15 protein-coding genes and 1 other annotated feature are annotated in these 22,185 nt (G+C 39.4%); of the genes, 12 read left to right on the forward strand and 3 right to left on the reverse strand.

Going from position 1 to position 22,185, the window contains the following annotated elements; translation table 11 throughout:
* Positions 1-85: 85 nt before the first annotated feature.
* From AWM68_RS11180 to AWM68_RS11190, 3 genes are all read left to right on the forward strand, one after another.
* The gene (locus tag AWM68_RS11180) at positions 86-2,941 is read left to right on the forward strand and encodes a 2-oxoglutarate dehydrogenase E1 component (protein ID WP_066241368.1); all 2,856 of its coding nucleotides are present in this window, start codon (positions 86-88) and stop codon (positions 2,939-2,941) included.
* Positions 2,934-4,202: a 2-oxoglutarate dehydrogenase complex dihydrolipoyllysine-residue succinyltransferase gene (gene odhB, locus AWM68_RS11185; RefSeq protein WP_066241373.1), complete on the forward strand. Its 1,269-nt coding sequence runs from the start codon at positions 2,934-2,936 to the stop codon at positions 4,200-4,202. The genes AWM68_RS11180 and odhB overlap by 8 nt, the downstream gene beginning before the upstream one ends.
* Positions 4,203-4,606: 404 nt before the next feature.
* A complete protein-coding gene (locus AWM68_RS11190) occupies positions 4,607-5,581 on the forward strand; it encodes a nuclease-related domain-containing protein (protein WP_066241376.1) in 975 nt (324 codons plus the stop codon).
* 230 nt (positions 5,582-5,811) lie between these two features.
* Here AWM68_RS11190 and AWM68_RS11195 read toward each other — a convergent pair whose 3' ends face one another.
* Positions 5,812-6,792, reverse strand: a complete 981-nt coding sequence (locus AWM68_RS11195; RefSeq protein WP_066241378.1) for a quinone oxidoreductase family protein — start codon at positions 6,790-6,792, stop codon at positions 5,812-5,814.
* Between the two features lie 138 nt (positions 6,793-6,930).
* Here AWM68_RS11195 and AWM68_RS11200 point away from each other — a divergent pair, with 138 nt between their 5' ends.
* On the forward strand, positions 6,931-7,131 hold the full coding sequence (locus AWM68_RS11200) for a DUF6501 family protein (RefSeq protein ID WP_066241381.1): 201 nt from the start codon (positions 6,931-6,933) through the stop codon (positions 7,129-7,131).
* 42 nt (positions 7,132-7,173) lie between these two features.
* Here the strand turns inward: AWM68_RS11200 and AWM68_RS11205 are convergent, their stop codons facing one another.
* Positions 7,174-8,250: a bifunctional 3-deoxy-7-phosphoheptulonate synthase/chorismate mutase gene (locus AWM68_RS11205; protein ID WP_066241384.1), complete on the reverse strand. Its 1,077-nt coding sequence runs from the start codon at positions 8,248-8,250 to the stop codon at positions 7,174-7,176.
* 313 nt (positions 8,251-8,563) lie between these two features.
* Positions 8,564-8,772: a binding site (T-box leader), on the forward strand.
* Between the two features lie 149 nt (positions 8,773-8,921).
* Between AWM68_RS11205 and aroC the strand changes: the two genes are divergently transcribed.
* From aroC to aroA, 4 genes are read left to right on the forward strand one after another with little or no spacing between them, the layout of a single operon-like run.
* The gene (gene aroC / locus AWM68_RS11210; protein ID WP_066241387.1) at positions 8,922-10,091 is read left to right on the forward strand and encodes a chorismate synthase; all 1,170 of its coding nucleotides are present in this window, start codon (positions 8,922-8,924) and stop codon (positions 10,089-10,091) included.
* Positions 10,092-11,165 (forward strand): 3-dehydroquinate synthase, encoded by a 1,074-nt coding sequence (aroB, locus tag AWM68_RS11215; protein ID WP_066241389.1) that lies wholly within the window; start codon positions 10,092-10,094, stop codon positions 11,163-11,165.
* Between the two features lie 13 nt (positions 11,166-11,178).
* Positions 11,179-12,279: a prephenate dehydrogenase gene (locus AWM68_RS11220; RefSeq protein WP_066242452.1), complete on the forward strand. Its 1,101-nt coding sequence runs from the start codon at positions 11,179-11,181 to the stop codon at positions 12,277-12,279.
* Between the two features lie 16 nt (positions 12,280-12,295).
* The gene (aroA, locus tag AWM68_RS11225; protein WP_066241392.1) at positions 12,296-13,579 is read left to right on the forward strand and encodes a 3-phosphoshikimate 1-carboxyvinyltransferase; all 1,284 of its coding nucleotides are present in this window, start codon (positions 12,296-12,298) and stop codon (positions 13,577-13,579) included.
* 63 nt (positions 13,580-13,642) lie between these two features.
* Here aroA and cbpA read toward each other — a convergent pair whose 3' ends face one another.
* Entirely contained in the window at positions 13,643-14,293 is a 651-nt protein-coding gene (gene cbpA, locus AWM68_RS11230) for a cyclic di-AMP binding protein CbpA (RefSeq protein ID WP_066241394.1), read from the reverse strand.
* A gap of 403 nt (positions 14,294-14,696) precedes the next feature.
* Between cbpA and abc-f the strand changes: the two genes are divergently transcribed.
* The 4 genes from abc-f (at position 14,697) to AWM68_RS11250 (ending at position 22,094) form a co-directional block, all read left to right on the forward strand.
* On the forward strand, positions 14,697-16,313 hold the full coding sequence (gene abc-f, locus AWM68_RS11235; protein WP_066241397.1) for a ribosomal protection-like ABC-F family protein: 1,617 nt from the start codon (positions 14,697-14,699) through the stop codon (positions 16,311-16,313).
* Positions 16,314-16,402: 89 nt separating this feature from the next.
* Positions 16,403-17,962, forward strand: a complete 1,560-nt coding sequence (locus tag AWM68_RS11240; protein WP_066241399.1) for an FAD-dependent oxidoreductase — start codon at positions 16,403-16,405, stop codon at positions 17,960-17,962.
* Between the two features lie 617 nt (positions 17,963-18,579).
* The gene (locus AWM68_RS11245; protein ID WP_066241402.1) at positions 18,580-20,319 is read left to right on the forward strand and encodes an ABC transporter ATP-binding protein; all 1,740 of its coding nucleotides are present in this window, start codon (positions 18,580-18,582) and stop codon (positions 20,317-20,319) included.
* Positions 20,316-22,094 carry an ABC transporter ATP-binding protein gene (locus AWM68_RS11250; RefSeq protein WP_066241405.1) on the forward strand — a complete coding sequence of 593 codons (1,779 nt, stop codon included), beginning with the start codon at positions 20,316-20,318 and terminating at the stop codon, positions 22,092-22,094. The genes AWM68_RS11245 and AWM68_RS11250 overlap by 4 nt, the downstream gene beginning before the upstream one ends.
* The last annotated feature ends 91 nt before the right edge of the window (positions 22,095-22,185 follow it).

The raw sequence follows: 22,185 nt of genomic DNA on the forward strand, positions 1-22,185 counted from the left end.
GGAAATATTATGGGCGAGAAATGATGAATCACCTGTTAACAGCAACAGCACAATACTTACAAAGGGAAGCAGGAGGGAACAAAAGATGAGTCATCAACGTTCCAAATCAGAAAATCCTTGGCAAGGACTGAGCGGTCCAAACCTGGCTTATGTCCTTGAACTATATGATCAATATAGCGTGGATCCGGAATCTGTTGACAGTTCATTCAAAGAGAAATTTGATGCTTGGGGTCCTCCAAGTGAGGGTTCTGAATCAAATCAACGTACTGCACAGAGTTTTGATGGAATGGATTTAGAGAAGTTGGCAGCTGCATTAAAATTAGCAGAAAACATTCGCACTTACGGTCACTTAGCAGCTAATTTATACCCAGTTGGAGAGTTTCCTAAAGACAACCACCATATTGACCCGAAAGAATTTAACTTATCAATTGAAGATTTGAAAGCGATACCACCTTCCTTTATTTGGAAAGAAGCGCCGTCAAGCGTAAAAGATGGCTATCAAGCGATTCAAATGCTTCAGGAAGTGTATACGAAAAATATTGCTTATGAATTCAGTCATGTACATGAGACTGAAGAACGCCAGTGGTTGAATACCATGGTTGAAACAAGCAAGCACTACCCGAACTTTTCAGCAGAAGATAAGAAGAACCTTTTAACCCGTCTTTCAGAAGTTGAAGGATTTGAGAAATTTCTTCATAAAACATTTGTTGGACAAAAGCGTTTCTCTATCGAAGGTGTTGACATGCTTGTGCCCATGCTTGACGAAGCTGCAAAAGAAGGATGCCGTGACGGAGCTGAGCATGCTCTTATCGGTATGGCACACCGAGGACGTCTAAACGTACTTGCTCATGTTCTTGGAAAACCTTATGAATTAATTTTCTCTGAATTTCATCATTCCCCAAACAAAGAGCTAATTCCTTCTGAAGGTTCTAGAGGAATTAACTTTGGTTGGACTGGAGATGTAAAGTATCACTTAGGTGCAAGCCGATTGGTTGAAACAGATCAATCTCACAAAATTAAAATTTCACTTGCGAACAACCCAAGCCATTTAGAGTATGTAGATCCAGTTGTTGAAGGATATACAAGAGCTGCTCAAGAAACACGCGACAGCAAAGGTTATCCTGTTCAAGATACGTCAAAAGCATTTGCTATTCTTATTCATGGAGATGCTGCATTTCCTGGTGAAGGAATCGTCGCTGAAACTCTAAACTTAAGCCGACTAAGAGGTTACCAAACAGGCGGTACCCTTCATATCATCGCTAATAACCTCGTTGGTTTTACAACAGATAGCGGAGATTCACGTTCAACGAAGTATGCGAGTGACTTGGCAAAAGGTTTTGAGATCCCGATCATTCACGTGAATGCAGATGACCCAGAAGCATGTATTGCTGCTGTTCATCTTGCATACGAATATCGTAAAAAGTTCCAAAAAGACGTTCTGATCGACCTGATCGGTTACCGTCGTTTCGGACATAACGAGATGGATGATCCTTCTGCAACACAGCCAAAATTGTATAAACAAGTAAACAGCCATCCAACTGTTCGTGATGTTTATGCAAAACAGCTTATCAATGAAGGCGTTTTAACGGGTAAAGAAGTTAAAGGCATTGAGGAAGAAGTTTTAACGAAGCACCAAACAGAATACGAAAAAGTACAAGGCCGCAAAGAAAAATTCAAACTGGAAGACACAAGACTTCCGGACCCGTTATCGAAAGCACTTCCTGATATCGATACCACAATTTCGGTAACCGACCTACAGGAACTTACAGAGAACATGCTTAAGTTCCCTGAGACCTTTAATGTTTACCCTAAAATCAAAAGAATTCTAGAACGCAGACGAAAAGCGTTCCAAGGAGAAAAAATTGATTGGGGTATGGCTGAATCTTTAGCGTTCGCTTCCATTCTTAAAGATGGAACACCGATTCGTATTACAGGGCAAGACTCTGAGCGTGGTACTTTTGCGCAAAGACACCTTGTTTTGAATGACAGTGAAAACGGTAAGAAATTCTCTCCATTGCATGCGATGGATGAAATCAATGTATCTTTTGCCATTCACAACAGCCCGCTATCTGAATCATCAGTGGTTGGTTTTGAATATGGTTATAACGTGTTTGCACCTGAAACGCTTGTCATTTGGGAAGCACAATACGGAGATTTCGCAAACGTTGCTCAAGTTCTGTTCGATCAGTTCTTATCAGCTGGCCGTGCGAAGTGGGGACAAAAATCTGGTATGGTCATGCTTCTTCCACACGGATATGAAGGCCAAGGACCAGAACATTCAAGTGCTCGTTTAGAAAGATTCCTGCAGCTTGGAGCGGAAAACAACTGGACAGTAGCTAACGTAAGTACTGCTGCACAGTACTTCCACTTATTAAGACGTCAAGCGAAGCTTCTTTCTATGGATGAAGTACGTCCGTTAGTTGTAATGACACCAAAGAGCTTGCTTCGTGATACGAAAGTGGCATCATTACCTGAAGCCTTTGAAAGCGACCACTTCATGCCATTATTACAGCAGCCAGGTCTCGGCAAGGAAAAAGAAAAAGTGAAGAAAATATTATTATGCTCTGGTAAGATTGCAATCGATCTTGAAAAAGCACTTGAGCAAGACCAAGTGGCAAGAACGGAAATGCATATTGTTCGCGTTGAACAAATCTATCCGTTCCCTGAAGAAGAGATGACCGCTTTATTAAATGAGTATCCAAATGTTGAAGACCTGATTTGGGTTCAAGAAGAACCTAAGAACATGGGATCATGGCTATATATTGAACCTAAACTGCGTGCTGTTGCACCGCAAGCACACGTTTCTTATATTGGACGTCAAGAGCGTTCGAGTACGGCTGGTGGGGAGCCAGACATCTATAAAAAAGAACAAGAACAAATCATCCAAACATCATTAGCACTAGACATACAATCGCGAGAGGGAGGCCGTGAACATGTTTGACGTTAAAGTTCCGGAATTAGCCGAATCTATTTCAGAAGGTACAGTAGCACAATGGCTTAAAAAAGAAGGCGACACAGTTGTTAAAGGCGAAGATTTAGTAGAGCTTGAAACAGATAAAGTAAATATTGAAATCAGTGCAGAACGAGATGGAGTCTTAAAAAATATCAAAGTTGAACCAGGTGATACAGTAGCTGTTGGTGACATCATCGCTTCAATCGTTGAAGGTGGTGCTTCTGAATCTGCTGAACCGGCTGCAGAGGAAAAGGCAGAAGACAAAACGGCTCCTGCACAAAAGCAAGAACCAGTGGTACAAAATGATACGGCAGAAGAAGAATTGAAAGCTTCAGACCGTCCGATTGCATCTCCTGCAGCACGCAAGCTTGCTAGAGAAAAAGGCATCGATCTTTCTGAGGTAAATGCTCGCGATCCGCTTGGCCGAGTTCGTACAGAAGATGTGAAACGCCACGCAGAAGGCGGAAGCAGCGAAAAGGCTGCTCCGGCATCTAAGCCAGCAGCAGCTTCTAAACCTGCTCCTTCTGTTGAAGCGGTAAACCCTGAGAAGCCAGTTGAGCGAGTGAAGATGTCGCGCAGACGTCAAACAATCGCTAAACGTTTAGTAGAAGCTCAACAAACAGCTGCGATGCTTACAACTTTTAACGAAGTTGATATGACTGCGATCAATGAAGTTCGTGCTCGCCGCAAGGACAAGTTCTATGAGCAAAACGGAGTGAAACTAGGTTACATGTCATTCTTCACAAAAGCTGTTGTAGGGGCTTTGAAGAAATTCCCTGCAATCAACGCAGAGATTCAAGGCGATGAAATGGTTCTGAAGAAGTTCTACGATATCGGTATCGCTGTAGGCGCTGAAGAAGGACTAGTAGTTCCAGTTGTCCGCAACGCTGATCGTCTAAGCTTTGCTGGAATCGAAAAAGAGATCGGTAACTTAGCGGAGAAGGCACGTTCTAAGAAATTGTCTTTAGAAGACCTTCAAGGCGGTTCATTCACGATCACGAACGGCGGTATTTTCGGATCCATGCTTTCTACACCGATTTTGAATGCACCACAAGTTGGTATCCTTGGCATGCACACCATCCAATGGAGACCAGTTGCTATCGATAAAGAGCGCATGGAAAACCGTCCGATGATGTACATCGCACTTTCTTATGACCACCGTATCGTTGATGGAAAAGAAGCAGTAAGCTTCTTAACAACAATTAAATCACTTCTCGAAGATCCAGAATCACTTCTTTTAGAAGGATAATTAATGAGTTAATGATGGATTTGGAACACCTCCTGCTGATGCAGGGGGTGTTTTTTTGCGTTGGTGGGGATGTGATTGCAGGAAGATGTGTGTAGGAGGGTTGGTGGTGGGGTTGGTGGTGGGGGTGGTGGGTTGAAGGTAGCCAAGTGGATGTCATCGGAGTCGATGTTTGTCGAATCGCCTATATTTTTTTATAAACGCTTTATTCGATGTGAAAATCGCTTAATTTAGCTTCAAAATCGCTTAATTATCAATTATTTTTAACTAATTTTCTCTATAAAGAATTAATTGTGCACAATCTATTATTTTTCTGAATTCTTGTTAACCACAGAGTTCCTTCCACTAAAGGATTTTTTAGGTTTTTATCGAATTATGTAGAGGATAAATAGACAAGAGGTGATTGTTTGATTAAAAAACCGCGCACTAAGCCACTTAAGCTACTCAAATTGGAGGTGATTTTACAAAGATTAGTTCACAATCATCCCAATAGTAGTGAACTTCAAAATGAATTAGCCAAATACACAGCTGGATATAGGGGAGAAGCTTCATTAGACTACCATTTGCATGATCTGGATGAAGATTCCTACATAATCCTGCATGATGTAAGGCTTCCTAGAGATAAAGATAAGCAATACTACTTTCAAATTGATTGCCTGATCATTCATTTCTCGTTTTGTGTGTTGCTGGAAGTTAAAAACCTGGCGGGTGACCTTTACTTTGATCATCAATTTGATCAAATGAGACGTTCAAAAAATGGAGTAGACGAAACTTTTCCTGATCCAGTTATTCAAGTTGAGCAACAAAAGGATCATTTTAAAAGATGGTTAAATAGAAATCAGTTTCCGCTAATTCCACTTCACACCCTCGTTGTTATCACAAACCCTAAATCGTTTATTACGATATCTCCACGTTATGGAAACAAAGCAACCCAAATTATCCGCCCCAAACATCTAGCCAGGATCATCAATAACCTCCCCAAATTACAAAAACAACTTCTCACCAAGAAAGATATATCGAAAATAACCGCTAGAATATTAAAGCACCATCAACAACTTAACACCGACCTTTTGAAGACTTATCATATTAAAGATTCAGATATAAAGACTGGGGTAGCTTGTCCATTCTGCAAACATCTGCCGATGGTCCGTAAAAAGGGTACATGGTATTGTACAGCATGCTTCAAAAAGTCTAAGGATGCACATATACAAGCTATACAAGATTATGCGATTTTGTTTGATGTAAACGTAAAAAACAAGACACTCCGGAATTTTTTGCATGTTCATTCCTCGACCAGCATGAAAAACCTCTTAGAATCCATGGATATCAATCCCAGCGGACCAACAAACTCAGCAACCTATAAACTTCCTTTTCCAAAATAAATCTTTCACTACTCAACATAATATTATTCTACTCAAATAAAAGTTGAAGCTGACAGTGGGGAAATTTCATTGTTAGCTTCTTTTCTTAAACATTTGCACTTTGCAAATAAATCATTTGCAATCTTCAACTGTTATTCAATTAAGATATTTGCATTTTACAACTAAATATTATTTAACTAAAAAGATGGCTACAACTTGCAGCCATCTAATGTTTAGCCTATTAATTTCATTTAAGGAATCAACAAAATCTTCCCAGAACTTTTTCTGCTTTCCAAATATTCATGTGCTTTTGCACCTTCACTTAGAGAGAAGGAAGTCTCGGTTATTTTCAGATCACCGTTCTTAATCCACTCAAACAACTCGCTTGAACGCTTTACACGTTCTTCATGTGAGGTGAGTACGTTCCATAAATCCCCGCCAGTTAACGTCTTAGAAGTGTCCATGAGCATACGTGGATCAATTGATACGGGATCTCCACCAGCCATTCCGAAGAACACAACTGTTCCTCCAATCCGTGTAACTTCAAAACTATCCATTAGGGTAGAGCCGACAGATTCATAAACAACATCGACACCTTTACCGGCAGTTTCATTTAATACGGATTCTTTCCAACTATCGTTATATAAGAATACTAAATCAGCACCTGCGCTCAAAGCCACCTGACGCTTTTCTTCAGAAGATGTCAAACCAATCACTTTTCCGCCTAATCGTTTTATGATTTGAGTGAGCAGCTGTCCAACACCACCGGCAGCCGCATGTACTAGTGCAACGTCACTTTTTTTAATAGAAAAGCTGTCTTTTGTTAAATAATGTGCAGTCAAACCTTGTAACAAGAGAGAAGCAGCTGATTCATATGTTACACCTTCAGGGATGGGAATCGCTTTTTCACTCGGCACAGCAACCAGCTCTGCATTTGCTGCAGGTACATCTGCAAAGGCTACACGCTCACCAACAGATACACCGCTTACTTGAGAACCTACTTTCTTAACGATTCCAGCTCCTTCATAACCAAGAATATAGGGCGGCTGTCCTTCAAGATGGTAGTTTCCTTTCCTTCTATAAACATCAGCAAAGTTTAAACCGATTGCTTTCATTTCTAACAAAATGTCATCTGGACCAATAACAGGGTCGTTTATTTCACGGTACTTTAACACTTCTGGTCCGCCAAATTGATCAAATACTAGTGCTTTCATATAGTAAAAAGCCTCCATTCTCTAAAACTCTCTTACCTATAGTAACCGATTTCAATTTAGGAATGCTAAGGAAAAAGCTTAGAGGAAATGAATTTGACAGATAACGTGCGGCACATTATGATTTAACAAAAGAATTTCATTAAGGAGAGAAACATCATGATCCATTTAGAGTGGGGTAACCGACCAACAATCCGAGAAATTAAATGTGTGCACACTGACGCTAAGAAGTATATGGTCAATCGTGCTTTAACAGCCGGAAAAACATATGAATTAAAAAATGAAACAGAAGAGTTTTATTTCGTTGTTGATAACACTGGTAAAGTAGGCGGATACTACAAGGAATATTTCGAAGGGTAAAAGTTATTAGAAAAGCCTGACTCTATGAGCCAGGCTTCTCCTTTATGAATGAATTTTCGTTTTTTTGTTTAAAAGCGCGTCCATGAATTCATGGAATTCAGGGATGTTCATCTGTTGAGCTGAGTCAGATAACGCTACAGCAGGATCAGGGTGGACTTCAGCCATAACCGCATCAGCACCAATCGCCATAGCTGCTTTTGCAGCAGGGAGGAGAAGATCTTTTCGACCTGTGGAATGTGTTACATCTACAACTACCGGAAGATGCGTTTCCTTCTTAAGAATTGGAACTGCTGAAATATCCAGTGTGTTGCGAGTTGCTCGCTCGTACGTACGGATTCCGCGCTCACAAAGTATGACTTGAGAGTTTCCTTGAGCGAGGATGTATTCTGCAGCGTACATGAACTCTTCAATTGTAGCGGCAAGTCCACGCTTAAGTAATACAGGTTTGTTGACAGAGCCAGCAGCTTTTAAGAGATCAAAGTTTTGCATGTTACGTGCACCGATTTGAATCACATCAACATAGTCTAAAGCCATCTCGATATCATTTGGGTTTAGAATTTCACTCACTACCGCAAGCTGATGTTCGTCTGCTGCTTTTCGCAGTATCTTTAATCCTTCTAGGCCGAGCCCTTGGAAATCGTAAGGAGACGTACGTGGTTTGAACGCACCGCCTCGGATTAATGTTAATCCTTTTTCAGCAATTACTTCTGCAACTTTTTTTACTTGTTCGTAACTTTCTACCGCACATGGACCCATGATGAAATGGGGATTACCGTCACCAATTTTTTCACCTTTTACATTTACAATTGTATCTTCAGGTTTCTTTTTACGAGATACAAGCAATGCTTTTCGGTTATCATCTTTTTGCAACTCTAAGCTTGCTTTAAAGATTTGTTTGAAAATATGCTGAACCGTTGATGTTTCAAACGGGCCATCGTTATGAGAAGCGATAAGATCTAATAGCTCCCTTTCTCTTACAGGATCAAAGCGTTTAACACCTTGCATTTCCTTTAACTTCCCGATTTGTTGGGCAACATTTCCTCGTTCATTTAAAAGCTCTAAAATTTTTAATGAGATCTCATCCATTTGTTTTCGTAAGTCTACTAATTCGTTTGACATGTGCGGTTCCTCCCCATATTTACACTATTTTTTAGTTCCTATATCGCGGCCGCTCATAGGTTTATTTTTATACATAATCACATAGACACTTTCGCGCTTTAAAGCGTGTGTCTCATAAAGTATTGTTTGTAACTTTAAAGGGATTTCAAAAGAATGTCAAGTACTTATCAGAAAAAAGTTTAAATTAATTTTTCGACAGGTTCATTTGGTTCTTTGACATATAGATGAAGCTGTTGTAAATTTTAAGAAAAATGAATGAATTCCCTTTACAACAGCGCTTCAACGTGCTAAAACTGTTTATAACTTTATAAAATCAATTGCAATGATAGAACAACAGTAGTGGAATGGTTCCCTGTTATTAGAGAGCTGATGGTGGTGCAAATCAGTACACAGCCTTTCACGAATTACAATTCTTGAGCATGCTTTTTTAAAAGCCGGAATAATTTCCGTTATGACAATGAAGGTGGCAGAGCACTAGTCTTTGCTGTCAGGGTGGTACCGCGATATCAATTCGTCCCTGCTTATTAGCAGGGATTTTTTTGTACCCTCAAAAAGGTTATCTTTCTTTCAGGATGATTTTCGCCACAACAGTGAGTTTAGTGCGATTAGGGCAACTCCACTGAAAAGGTTTGGCGTTATACAACAAAAAAGGCTAATAGGAGGAATTATGAATGAGATATTTAACAGCGGGGGAATCCCACGGCCCTCAACTAACAACAATCATTGAAGGTGTACCAGCAGGATTGCCTCTTTTAGCTGAAGATATAAATGAGGAGCTTGGAAGAAGACAAAAAGGACATGGAAGAGGCCGCCGTATGCAGATTGAAAAAGATCAGGTCCAGATCTTAAGCGGTGTACGCCATGGAGTAACCCTCGGTTCACCGATTACACTCGTAGTTGAAAACAAAGATTTTACCCATTGGACTAAGATAATGGGAGCTGAACCACTTGAGGACGAAAATGCAGAAGTAAAACGTGTTATTTCAAGACCTCGACCGGGACATGCTGACTTAAACGGCGCGATTAAATACAATCATCGGGATATGAGAAATGTTCTTGAACGCTCTTCGGCACGTGAAACAACAGTAAGGGTAGCAGCAGGGGCAGTGGCAAAGAAGATTCTTAAAGAACTTGGCGTTCAAATTGGCGGGCATGTTCTCGAAATTGGCGGAGTAAAAGCCGAGTACACAACGTATGAAACACTAAACGAACTTCGTGAAAAAACAGAAGCTTCTCCGGTAAGATGTTTAGATGAAAACGCAGAAAAAGTCATGATGGATGCGATTGACAAAGCAAAAGAAAACGGTGATTCCATCGGTGGAATTGTTGAAGTGATCGCTGAAGGTATGCCTGTTGGAGTAGGAAGCTACACACATTACGACAATAAACTGGATGCCAAACTCGCAGCAGCTATCATGAGCATCAATGCGTTTAAAGGTGCAGAGATCGGTATTGGCTTTGAAGCAGCTAGAAAACCTGGAAGTGAAGTCCATGATGAGATTGAATGGGACATCGAACATGGTTATACACGTAAAACGAATAATGCAGGCGGTTTTGAAGGCGGTATGACGACAGGGATGCCAGTAGTGGTTCGTGGTGTGATGAAGCCGATTCCAACTCTATACAAGCCGCTTAAAAGCGTTAATATTGAAACAAAAGAAGTTTTCGCAGCGAGCATTGAACGTTCCGACAGCTGTGCTGTTCCTGCAGCAAGCGTTGTAGCAGAATCCGTTGTTGCTTGGGAACTTGCAAGTGCTCTCGTTCAGCAATTCGGCCAAGATAACATGGAGTTGATCAAGAATAATATTGCTGCACATCAAGAACGTGCAAGGGTGTTTTAAATGAACACTATACAAATCACAACACCATCAAAAAACTATTCTGTTTTTATTGGTGAGAACGCGATTTTAAAGCTTAATAGTGTGTTAGAAAACTTAAATCCCTCTCCAAAAAATCTACTAATCATAACAGATGAAAATGTAGGGAGACTTTATTTAGATAAAGTTAAAGATATAATTGGTGAATCTTTTTCTTACGAGACGATTCAAATACAGGCAGGGGACAACCAAAAATCGTTTGAAAACTATTATGCCTGTCAGAGTTTTGCTCTGGCTAAAGGATTGGATCGAACTTCTGTTGTACTTGCCCTTGGCGGGGGAATGATAGGTGATCTTGCTGGTTTTGTAGCTGGCACCTATATGAGAGGCATCCGTTTTATACAGCTGCCAACTACGATTCTTGCACATGATAGTGCTGTCGGTGGTAAGACTGGAATTAATCATCCAGAAGGAAAAAACATGATTGGCGTTTTTCATCAGCCTGAAGCCGTCATCTATTCAACTGATTTTCTAGCAACTTTACCTCAGCATGAAAAGAGATCGGGCTTTGCAGAGGTAATCAAACACGCATTGATAGCTGATAAAAAATTGCATGATTCATTGCGTCAAAATGTTCGAAACATAGATGATTTATCAGGTGACTCTCTGTTACAAGCACTCAATAGAGGAATCGAAATTAAAAACGAAATCGTTTCACAAGACGAAACAGAAAAAGGGATAAGAGCATTTTTAAACTTTGGTCATACACTTGGCCATGCCATAGAAGGTGAACTTCAATACAAAGGGATTACACATGGTGAAGCTGTTGCACATGGCATGGTTTTTGCCCTATCACTTAATGAAAACACTGAACAGATCGGAAATGAATTAAGGAATTGGCTGAAATCTTTAGGGTACCCACCATTGCCTAAAACGTTATCCGTTTCTTCACTAATCAACCGAATGAAAAAGGATAAAAAGGCTGAAAAAGGATTGATTCAAATGGTACTGCTTAAGGAATTAGAAAAACCATATCTGTCCTCTTACCAGGCGGAAAATTTAGAAATTAAACTAAGCGCTTTTTTGAATGGAAATTAAAAAGGAGCAGTTCATTATGAAAAACGTCTTACTAATAGGGGTTGGATTGATCGGAGGTTCGATCGCTCTATCTATAAAAAAAGAAAACGATGTAATGATCTTCGGGTATGACGTTTATACGGAGAGCAGTGAAACGGCTAAAAAGCTAGGAGTCATAGACGAGGTTGTAAGAAATGTTGAAGAGAAAGCTGCAACCGCCGATCTCATCATTATCGCAACACCGGTTGAAGAAACATTAAAGGTAATGGATCGGTTAGCATCCATTTCTCCTGCCATAGAAGCTCTCGTCATGGATGTAGGCAGTACGAAGAACTCCATCATGTCGAAAGCAGAAGATCTAGCCGCTAAAGGACTTCGTTTTATTGGAGGACACCCAATGGCTGGATCTCACAAAACTGGAGTAGAGAGTGCAAAGGCTCACTTATTGGAAAATGCTTTTTATTTTCTAACACCAAATTCTATCACTTCAGAAAAAGATGTTGATGAAGCAAAAGATTGGCTAAAAGGTACACGTGCCAAATTTTTAGTCTCAGAACCAGACGAACATGATTTTCTTACGGGTATCGTTAGTCATTTTCCGCATTTAGTCGCTTCAAGCCTCGTCAGGATCACTAAAAATCATGCAGTTGACAAGCCTTTAATTCAGCAGCTTGCAGCAGGCGGTTTTCGCGATATTACCAGAATTGCATCGAGCTCTCCAAAAATGTGGAGTGATATTGTAAGTCAAAACAAATCCCACCTTCTAGACCTTTTGCACGAGTGGAAAAAAGAAATGGATGAGGTCATTCGTTTTGTGGAAAACGGAGATCAAACAGAACTCTTTCATTATTTTGATAGTGCAAAGTCATTTCGTGATTCACTCCCTGTTCGTTCTAAAGGAGCGATTCATCCATTTTCAGATCTTTATGTTGATATCTTAGATCGAATAGGAGCTCTATCCCATATTACAGCTCTTTTAGCACAGTCAAAAATCAACATAATCAACTTAAGCATTCTTGAAGTAAGAGAAGGGCTGAATGCTGTTCTTCGTTTAAGCTTTCAAGATGATAACGATCGTGATCAAGCACAATATATTCTACAAAATGAAGACTATTTAACTCATATTACGTTATAAGAAGGAGGCACTTGATATGGAAAAGCACTTAAAACCTATTTTGGCATTAAACGGAACAATTACAGTGCCTGGTGACAAATCAATCTCTCATCGAGCGGTCATGTTTGGATCGATTGCAGACGGCCAAACGACCATAAATGGTTTTCTGACAGGAGAGGATTGTTTAAGCACGATCTCTTGTTTCAAGAAGCTCGGTGTACACATACAGCAAGATGGTGAGAAAGTAACTGTAGAAGGAAAGGGACTCGCAGGTTTGAATCCTTCTTCAGAAGATCTGTATGTAGGTAATTCTGGCACAACCATTCGTCTTATGCTCGGCATACTGGCTAACACACCTTTTACATCTACTCTAACAGGTGATGATTCTATTGCAAAAAGACCGATGAACCGCGTCACACAGCCATTGATGCAAATGGGAGCCTTAATCGATGGCAATGATTCAGGAAATAAAGTACCTCTACAGATACAGGGTGGAAGAACAAAAGGGATTCAATACACTTCACCGATAGCAAGTGCACAAGTAAAGTCTGCTATCATCCTAGCTGGCCTCGAAGGAGAAGGAATAACTTCTGTTAAAGAACCCGTTAAATCACGTGATCATACAGAAAGAATGCTTGAAGCGTTTGGAGTAAAAGTGGAAAATGACGGATTAACCGTTTCTGTTGAGGGTGGACAGAAATTAACAGGCACTCATATTGAAGTACCAGGAGATATTTCTTCGGCCGCCTTTTTCATAGTAGCAGGAGCTATCGTTCCTAATAGCGAAATTACCCTAAAAAAAGTAGGATTAAATCCAACGCGTACAGGAATTCTAGATGTTCTAGAAGCTATGGGAGCGGATGTATCGTATGAAAATGTGAATCATGATGCATCTGAACCGTATGGAGACTTACTTATAAAGACTTCTTCTTTAAAAGGGACCACCATTAAAGGAGATCTGATTCCTCGTTTAATCGACGAGATTCCAATTATTGCCCTAGCTGCTACACAGGCAGAAGGACAAACCATTATACAAGATGCTCATGAGTTGCGAGTAAAAGAAACAGACCGTATCAAAACCGTTGTGAATGAACTGAAAAAAATGGGTGCCGATATTGAAGCAACAGAAGACGGGATGATCATTAACGGAAAAACACCTTTACATGGGGCTTCTGTCCAAAGCTACGGTGATCACCGAATTGGGATGATGTTAAGCATAGCTTCTTGTATCGCAGAAGGTGAAACCACATTAACTAATAGTGAAGCCATCGCGGTTTCTTATCCAACTTTTTTCGAGCAGCTGAAGACTCTTGCAAACTGAAATTATACCAGAAGTACCTATAGATAAAAAAACGTTCCCCTCAAAAAAAGGGAACGTTTTTTATTATTGTACGCTTGTGTAGGTTCTTAAATCTTCTATATCTGCAACTTTAAAACCATTTGCCTCTACTCGGTGAACAAGTTCATCGATCTCTTTACGTGAAACACTCTCATTAAACGTAATAACTACGCGGCGGAGAAATTGTTTACCTGCATCTTGCGTAAATACACCTTCAATGTTGTATTCTTCATGAATGGCGGTAAATAGCTTTCGTAGTGAACCTTTTCCTTCCGTTGTAGATACGGTTAAAGAGTATCCTCCTTTTTTAATTCCATAAGAGTCCTCTAAAATGTCCATTACTTTAGAATGTGTAATAATTCCTAAAAAGTGATGGTTATCATCGACTACTGCCATGAAAGGGAGACGTCGAATTGAAAACAGCACTTTAAAGTAAGGAGTATTTTCGTGTATAAAAGCCTCTTTTTCTTCTACAATTCTACTTACATGATCTTTAACTGAACCAATATTATCAATAATATAATCAGAAGTGGTTTCTTTAAAGAGTAAGCCGACAAACTTTTCTTCCTTTTCATCCAACACAGGAATACAGCGATACCCCGATTGAATAATCGTATATCGAGCCTCGCTGATTGACATATTTTCTGTTACATACGTTACTTTAGATTTTGTTAGATAGTTGGATTTTACTTTCATGTGACACACCCTTTTCAGAATAATATAAATATTTAAAACTATTTCAACAAAAAAAGCAAATAACCTGCTTTATTTCAGTCCACCCTCAACTTTTTTCCTATTTGCACAATACGAACCATTGTCATATACTATTACTAGAATATTTACTAAATTCACAAAAGGAGGTGTAAGGCATGCTTAGAGGTGTACAAATGTTTAACTGGTTGGTTGTTTTCCGCGCAATTACTTATGTATTTTCAAAAATTGGTGGAGTCTGTCCATTTTCAGTTAAAACAATTTATGTACATCACTAAGTAACCTTACCCTATCCTTTTTTAAGATTGAAGATCCATGGGCAGGTATGTTGCTCATGGTTTTTTTATGTAAAAAGGACAGTGGCATTCTAATTAAAGGAGAAATGACAATGATACTATGCACTGTTCAACATGTTAAAAAAATGTACGGCGGAAACGAAATACTAAAGAATATTTCTTTTGAAATACACGATCAAGACCGAGTAGGAGTAGTCGGTCAGAACGGTTCTGGAAAAACGACTTTGTTCAAATTATTAAGCAACGTGGACCAACCTGATTCGGGTTCTATTTTTATAAAAAAGGATGCTGAGATTGGTTACTTGGCACAATTGCCAGCTTATGATGAAGATATGACAGTTATTGATGTTATCTCTTCAACATTCTACGAAATCAAAGAAGTTGAAGATCAAATTAAAAAGGTGAATGATTCATTGAGTGATCCTGAGCAAAGTCATCGTTTAGAAAAAAATCTAAACAAACTTTACCGGCTTCAGGAAGAATTCGAGGAACTTGGAGGTTATTTAATAGAGTCCAAAATCAATGGAGTATTATCTGGCCTTTGTCTTTCGCATCTATCGAACAATTCATTCTATCATCTAAGCGGCGGAGAACAGACAAAGGTAGGTTTGGCGTGTTTGTTATTAAAAGAACCCGAATTGCTTTTACTTGATGAACCTACTAACCACCTAGACATTGAAACCATGAACTGGTTAGAAAACTATCTTCAGAAGTATAAGGGTGCAGTTATCATAATCAGCCATGATCGTTATTTCCTTGATAAGGTCACTACAAAAACCATTGATATCGAAGACGGAGAGTGTAGACTTTATCACCACAACTACTCCGGTTTTGTAAAAGAAAAAGAAAATAATCTCCTGCTAGAATTTGAAAAATATCAAGAACAACAAAAAAAGGTAAAAAAGATAAAAGAGTCGATCATGCAACTGCGTGATTGGGGAGCCAGGTCTGGCAATGAAAAATTCTTTCGAAGAGCCAGAAACATGGAAAAAGCACTTGCTCGCATTCAAAATATGAAGCGTCCTAAGCTTCAGCGTAAAAAGGCAGCCTTTGAATTCTCTGTTAACAAGAGAAGCGGTCAGGATGTAGCGATATTAGAACAAGTAAGTAAATCCATTGATGGCCGCACGATTTTAAATAACATTGACCTGCAGATACGATTTGGAGAGAAAGTTGCACTTGTTGGAAAAAATGGATCTGGGAAAACAACTTTAATACAAGCATTGCAATCTAATGAATTCTGCAGTGGTAACGTTAAATTGGGTTCATCCGTCACGATCGGCTATCTTTCTCAAAAAGGACTTACCGCAGATCCAAAACAAACTGTACTCGAAATATTTAGGGAAAAAGTTGATATGGAAGAAGGAGAAGCAAGGCATTCTTTAGCTAAGTTTTTATTTTATGGAGCATCTGTTTATAAAAAAGCGTGTGATTTAAGCGGAGGAGAAAGAACTCGATTACGACTAGCTCAACTTGTCTATGAAGGATTTAACTTTTTGATTCTAGATGAACCAACTAACCACTTAGACATCGATTCGCGTGAAGCTTTGGAAACAGCTTTAGAAGAATTTAAAGGAACAATACTCTCTGTCTCGCATGATCGGTATTTTATGAATAAACTTTTTGAGAGAACGGTTTGGCTAGAACATGGTCGGTTAGACAATTATAATGGGAATTTTGATTATGGACTAGAAAAACGCAGGAAATAATAATTTCAACGAACAGGCTATTTTTAGCCTGTTTTTTAATTTTTTGATTGCCTAATTGGAGGATGGGGAATAATGGCATTATAACGTGTATGAACAGGAGGTATTTTGTGAGTAACTACGAAATTAACATGCCGCAGTTTCCAGAACCGCTTTGGAGACAGAACGTAAACCTGCCAACTTACTCCACTCTTAATGGTGATCATGATTCAGAAGTTGTTGTTGTAGGTGGTGGAATAAGTGGAATTACGACTGCTTTTTTGCTTGCAAAAGAAGGGAAGCAAGTAACTTTAGTTGAAGCAGGAAAACTTATTAACGGAACAACAGGTCATACAACAGCAAAAATTACATCTCAGCACGATGTCATTTATGATCGTTTGATTTCACATTTAGGAGTAGAACGAGCTTCTCAATATTACCGTTCCAACGAGTACGCAGGACAAGTGCTGCATGATCTTGTTAAAGAATATAACATTCATTGTAACTATGAACGACATGACGCCTACCTTTTTGCAAACACTGAGCAAGGTATCAAAAAACTGGATAGTGAAGCAGAAGCTTATCAAAGGTTAGATATTGATGGGGAAATGGTCGATAAGATGCCATTTAATATCCCTCACAAAAAAGCTCTCGTCATGAGGAATCAAGCACATTTTCACCCTGTAAAATATTTGACTGCACTTCTAAAAGAGATGGAATCACTTGGTGTTATTATTTTTGAAAACACGACAGCTACCGATATTTCAGAAGATAAAGAAGACAAAAAAGCAGTAGTTCTAACAAGTGAGGGACATAAATTAAAAGCAGATTATGTAGCTTGCTGTACACATTTTCCGTTCTTTGATGGTTTAGGATTTTATTTTACAAGAATGATGGCTGAACGTTCATACGTATTGGCTGTAAAAACAAAAGATGAATTTCCACAAGGAATGTATTTAGGTGTTGATCAAACTTCATTTTCCTACCGCTCTATCCTGCAAGACGGCGAGAAGATCGTACTTCTCAGTGGAGAAAGTCATCAAACAGGGCAAGGAATTCCTACTCATCAACATTATGAAGCATTGGTAAAGGAAGCAAAAAAATCATTGAATCTGGATAGAGTCATTTACCGTTGGTCTGCACAAGATTTGATCACACTTGATAAAGTTCCGTTTATTGGAAAACTCACTCACAAACATGACCGTATTTTTGTTGCTACAGGATATAAAAAGTGGGGAATGTCAACTGGAACACTTGCCGCATTAATCATCAGAGATGCTATCCTTGGCAAAGAAAACGAATTTGCTGAACTATATAAACCACAGCGGTTTCAAGGTGATCCATCTGACATCAAACAATTTGTTAAAGAAAATGCAGATGTTGCAAAGCATTTTGTATCAGGAAAATTAGATAAACCTGCTAAACATCCTAGAAGTCTTGATAAAGATGAAGGATGCGCTGTTACTGTTAATGGAGAAAGATGCGGTGCATATCGTGATCAGAATGGAGAACTACATATTGTAGATACGACATGTACGCACCTAGGTTGTGAGACTGAATGGAATAGCGGTGACAGAACTTGGGATTGTCCTTGTCATGGATCGCGTTTCTCATATGATGGTGCTGTTGTAGAGGGACCGGCGAAAAAGCCGTTAAAACGGGTTGAATTATAATAAAATGATTTCGATGTGGACTCATAAAGGTGTACGTTTGCCTTTGTGGGTCTTTTTTTTTGGAGCAGGAGGTGTAGGGTTATGTGAAAAAATCGGATATATTCAAATTTATGTAAATATACTGGAAATAACGTGAAATTATTTGAATTAATGTGATATAAATTGTGGTGTTCTTTTCACAGATACAAGATAGGTACAATGTATCTTCCACATTTACACCGCTTAATGAAACTAGTGTTGATTCTACAAAAGGATGATATTTAATAATATCATGCTACAAGTAGTATCTTTTTTAATTTTTTTAAATTTGATGATACATTTCAAGTGCAAAAGCGTGACCTCCCGCTGGAAAGATTTTCGTTAGGCACGTGCTAAGAAGTTCTTCGATTGATCTCCCTCTTAAAAGCGCCTATATACGTCTATCCCTCCTGACCGCTAACTTGTATACCTTTACCTGTATTACAGCCACTTTCAATAGCTTCAAAGAGTGTAAATAATAGTATTGCTGAAAAAACATATTTTTCTTATATTTTCAAAAAAATAACAAGTAAAAATAATGATAATTTTTTGAATTTGGTATAAAATAAAGTGCTTGAAAGCGAGAGGGGGAACTAAATATGAAGCTTTTAAGAGAGACACTTAAGCACTTTAAGCCTTATTGGAGGGGGCTACTACTAGCTTTCATCTGCTCATTAATCGGTGGAGCTTTTACAGTGATACCACCCATTTTAGCAGGTAAGCTTGTGGATGAAATTCTTCCGAATGAAATGACCAATATGATCGGATGGCTAGTTGCAGGAGTTTTATTTTCGTTTTTATTAAAAGTTGTTTTTGAGTCACTTCAAGAATTTATCCAAATTCAAATTGGTTTGGATGTGATTACAGATATGCAGATGCGAGCATTCGGCCGTTTGCATAAAACACCGATGTCTTTTTTTACGAAGACGCCTCGAGGAGATATGCTTTATCGGCTTACTCATGATGTGGAGGCCGTGCAAAACTTAAACAACACGGTAGTACCTCGATTCGTTCAGCAAGTAGTAAGTGCAGTTGCTGCTTTTATTGCTGTTTTTGCACTTTATTGGCCGGTAGCAATCGTGATGTTTTGCGTGTTTGCCATCTACCTGTATCCATCATTCAAACTTGGTACAACAATGAGAAAAATGAGCGCTGTTCAGCGGGATATGCGTGCAGACATTTATCATCATCTTCAAGAGAGCATAGAATCTACGAGACTAGTACGCACATTTCAAACACAAGAACGGGAAATACATACCCAGGATAAAAAGCTCACAAATTGGAAGAACTACTCGATTCGTGCAGCTTTAATTGGAAAAGTGAACTGGCGTCTAGGCAACTTATTCAATATTGCAACACCAGGCGTCGTCATGCTTGTCGGCGGAATTGCGGTTTGGAACAACACGATCACAGTCGGTACACTTGTGGCATGTCTTGGCTTTATTCCGACGATGTTTTTTCCAATTCGTTCATTGGCTGAAAACGCACTGATCATTCAACAAGCCATTCCAGCTCTGCAAAGAATCTATGAATATTTTGATCTGCCGATCGAACACGAGGATAATCTTCCTGACATGAAGTCTATTCGGGGAGATATCGATGTTCATAATGTTTGGTTCCGTTATCCAGGTAACGAGGAATATGTGTTAAAAGGGGTATCTTTGAATATGAAGGCGGGTCAGCATATTGGGATCGTCGGAACTAGCGGAGGCGGAAAATCTACACTCATTCAATTGCTTCTTGGTCTTTATGAACCAGAAGCAGGATCCATCCATATTGATCAGCAAGACTTATTGCGTTTTAACCGCAATTCTTTCCGCCAGCAGGTGGGAGTCGTTTCACAAGAAACCTTTTTATTAAATAACACGCTGCGTATGAACTTATTATATGGAAGAAAAAATGCAACGCAAGAAGACTTGGATGCAGCCTGTGAAGCGTCAGGACTTACTGATTTTATAAAAGAACTGCCAGACGGTTATGAAACGATTGTCGGAGAACGTGGATTAAAACTATCAGGCGGACAAAGACAGCGTGTTGCACTAGCAAGGGCTATACTTCGCCATCCTGCATTATTAATCTTCGATGAAGCAACTTCTTCACTGGATGGCGAAACAGAAGAGCGTGTTCAAGCTGCGTTAGAAGATCTGATTCCTGGCAGAACAACAATAACCATTGCTCATAGACTCATAACTGTGAGAGATGCAGATCAAATATTGCTTTTAGATAAAGGAACAGTCGCTGAAGTCGGTACTCATGATGAACTTCTTGCACAAAGAGGCCAATATTACGAGCTTTATATGGCGCAATACAGTGAATTAGAAAAGGAGAGAGCGATATGAGCCAAACTGCTATGAAACAAAAGAACCGTGATGGCAGACGCGTTCTTGCCTTTTTAAAACCGCATAAAAACTGGGTTTTCGCTGATGCTTTCGTAATTGCAATCTCACAAGTATTTTCTGCTCTCATTCCAACCTTAGCGTTAGGTTGGTTAGTAGATACCATATTACCTGGTGGGTCTAACAAGCTTTTATGGGGCTTGATGTGGCTGCTGATTTTTGCAGCAGTGGTTGATTTGATTCTTATGGTTATCGATGAGTATTTTTGTCACCAAGTCGCCAAAACCGTAACGAACTGGCAAAAGTTAAGACTATTTAAACATTTGCAAGTTTTACCTTTCTCATTTTATCAAAACAATCAGTCTGGTGAGATGATGGCACGTGTTTCTGATGATCCTGATACGCTTCATAACTTCCTTGCATGGGAAGGTTCAACTTTTATGGCTTCCGTACAAGGGGTTATACTTTATAGCATTGTTTTACTGTGGATTCATCCCTATTTAATGATAACGAGTGTTGTGCTAGGTGTTATCTTTTACTTAACATCTAATGCTGTCGGCCAAAGAACACGCCAAGCATCAGCAAATGCCAGAAAAGAAGCGTCACGTTATCTCGAAAGACTTCGTGAATCTGTAACAGGCATCCACCTATCAAGAGTGCTAGGGGTTTCGGAAGGCGAGATATCCAGTGTTGCTGAAATTCGGAAATCTTTTATTAAAGAATCCCGTTATGAATTAAAAGCAAGAATGCAATCCATAGTGGTTATTGGAAGCTATAATGGGCTTGCACTAGCTGTCGTTTATGGACTTAGTGCTTATCTCATTTGGAACAATAAACTGACAACTGGAGAAATGCTGACAGCAGCGGGGCTTGTGGCGATCGCAGCAAACGAAATGCAAAGAATGTTAAGAAACTGGCTGTCTGTTAGAAGAACAGGACCTGCATTAGATCGCTCAGAGCTTTTACTTAGCCAGCAAACATCAAGTGCAGAAACTGAAAAAGGACTCATTTTGCCAGAAATAGAAGGTTCAATTGAATTAAGAGACGTTGCATTTGGTTATCCGGAAAAAGATGAGAAAGTTCTTAAAGGATTATCCTTTTCCGTTGAGCCAGGAGAAGCAATAGCACTTGTAGGACCAAGTGGATCAGGAAAGTCAACTGTCGTTGATTTGCTGCTCCGTTTCTACGAGCCCGAAAAAGGCGCAATCTTCATAGACGGAAAAGATCTGTCTTCTATCGACGCAGGTTGGCTGAGATCGCAAATCGCCATCGTTTCACAAGACGTACAGCTTCGCAACGGTTCACTTGCTGATAACTTGCGAATTGCTAAACCTGAAGCATCTAATGAAGAACTGCTAAAGGCACTTGAAGACAGCGGACTCGGTGAATTTGTTCAATCACTTCCTGAAGGTCTTGATACCCTTGTTGGAGAAAGAGGCAGTTTGTTATCTGGAGGTCAAAAGCAAAGACTATCCTTAGCAAGGGCACTTGTAAAAGACGCTGCAATACTTGTTCTTGATGAAGCAAGTTCTGCCTTAGATCCAATCACTGAAGTTCAGGTAAATGAAGCAATAAACAAAAGGAAGTCAAAACAGACGGTATTTATTATTTCTCACAGACTGTCAACCGTTTTGGCTGCAAATCGCATCATCGTGATTGAAAACGGTAAAATGATTGAGCAGGGTAAACACGAGGATCTGCTTCAGTCTGAAAACGGTGTATACAGTAGGCTTTTTAAACGCGAAGCAGATATTGGTACTCAAGCATTCAGCAGTTAATCCTTTTCGTTAATCCTATTGATGGCAATCTAACTTAGGTTGCCTTTTTTCATAAATCATCTCTGATTTGGGTATATATGAAACAAGGTAT

This window comes from Fictibacillus phosphorivorans (assembly GCF_001619875.1).
Classification (GTDB): Bacteria; Bacillota; Bacilli; order Bacillales; family Fictibacillaceae; genus Fictibacillus; species Fictibacillus phosphorivorans_B.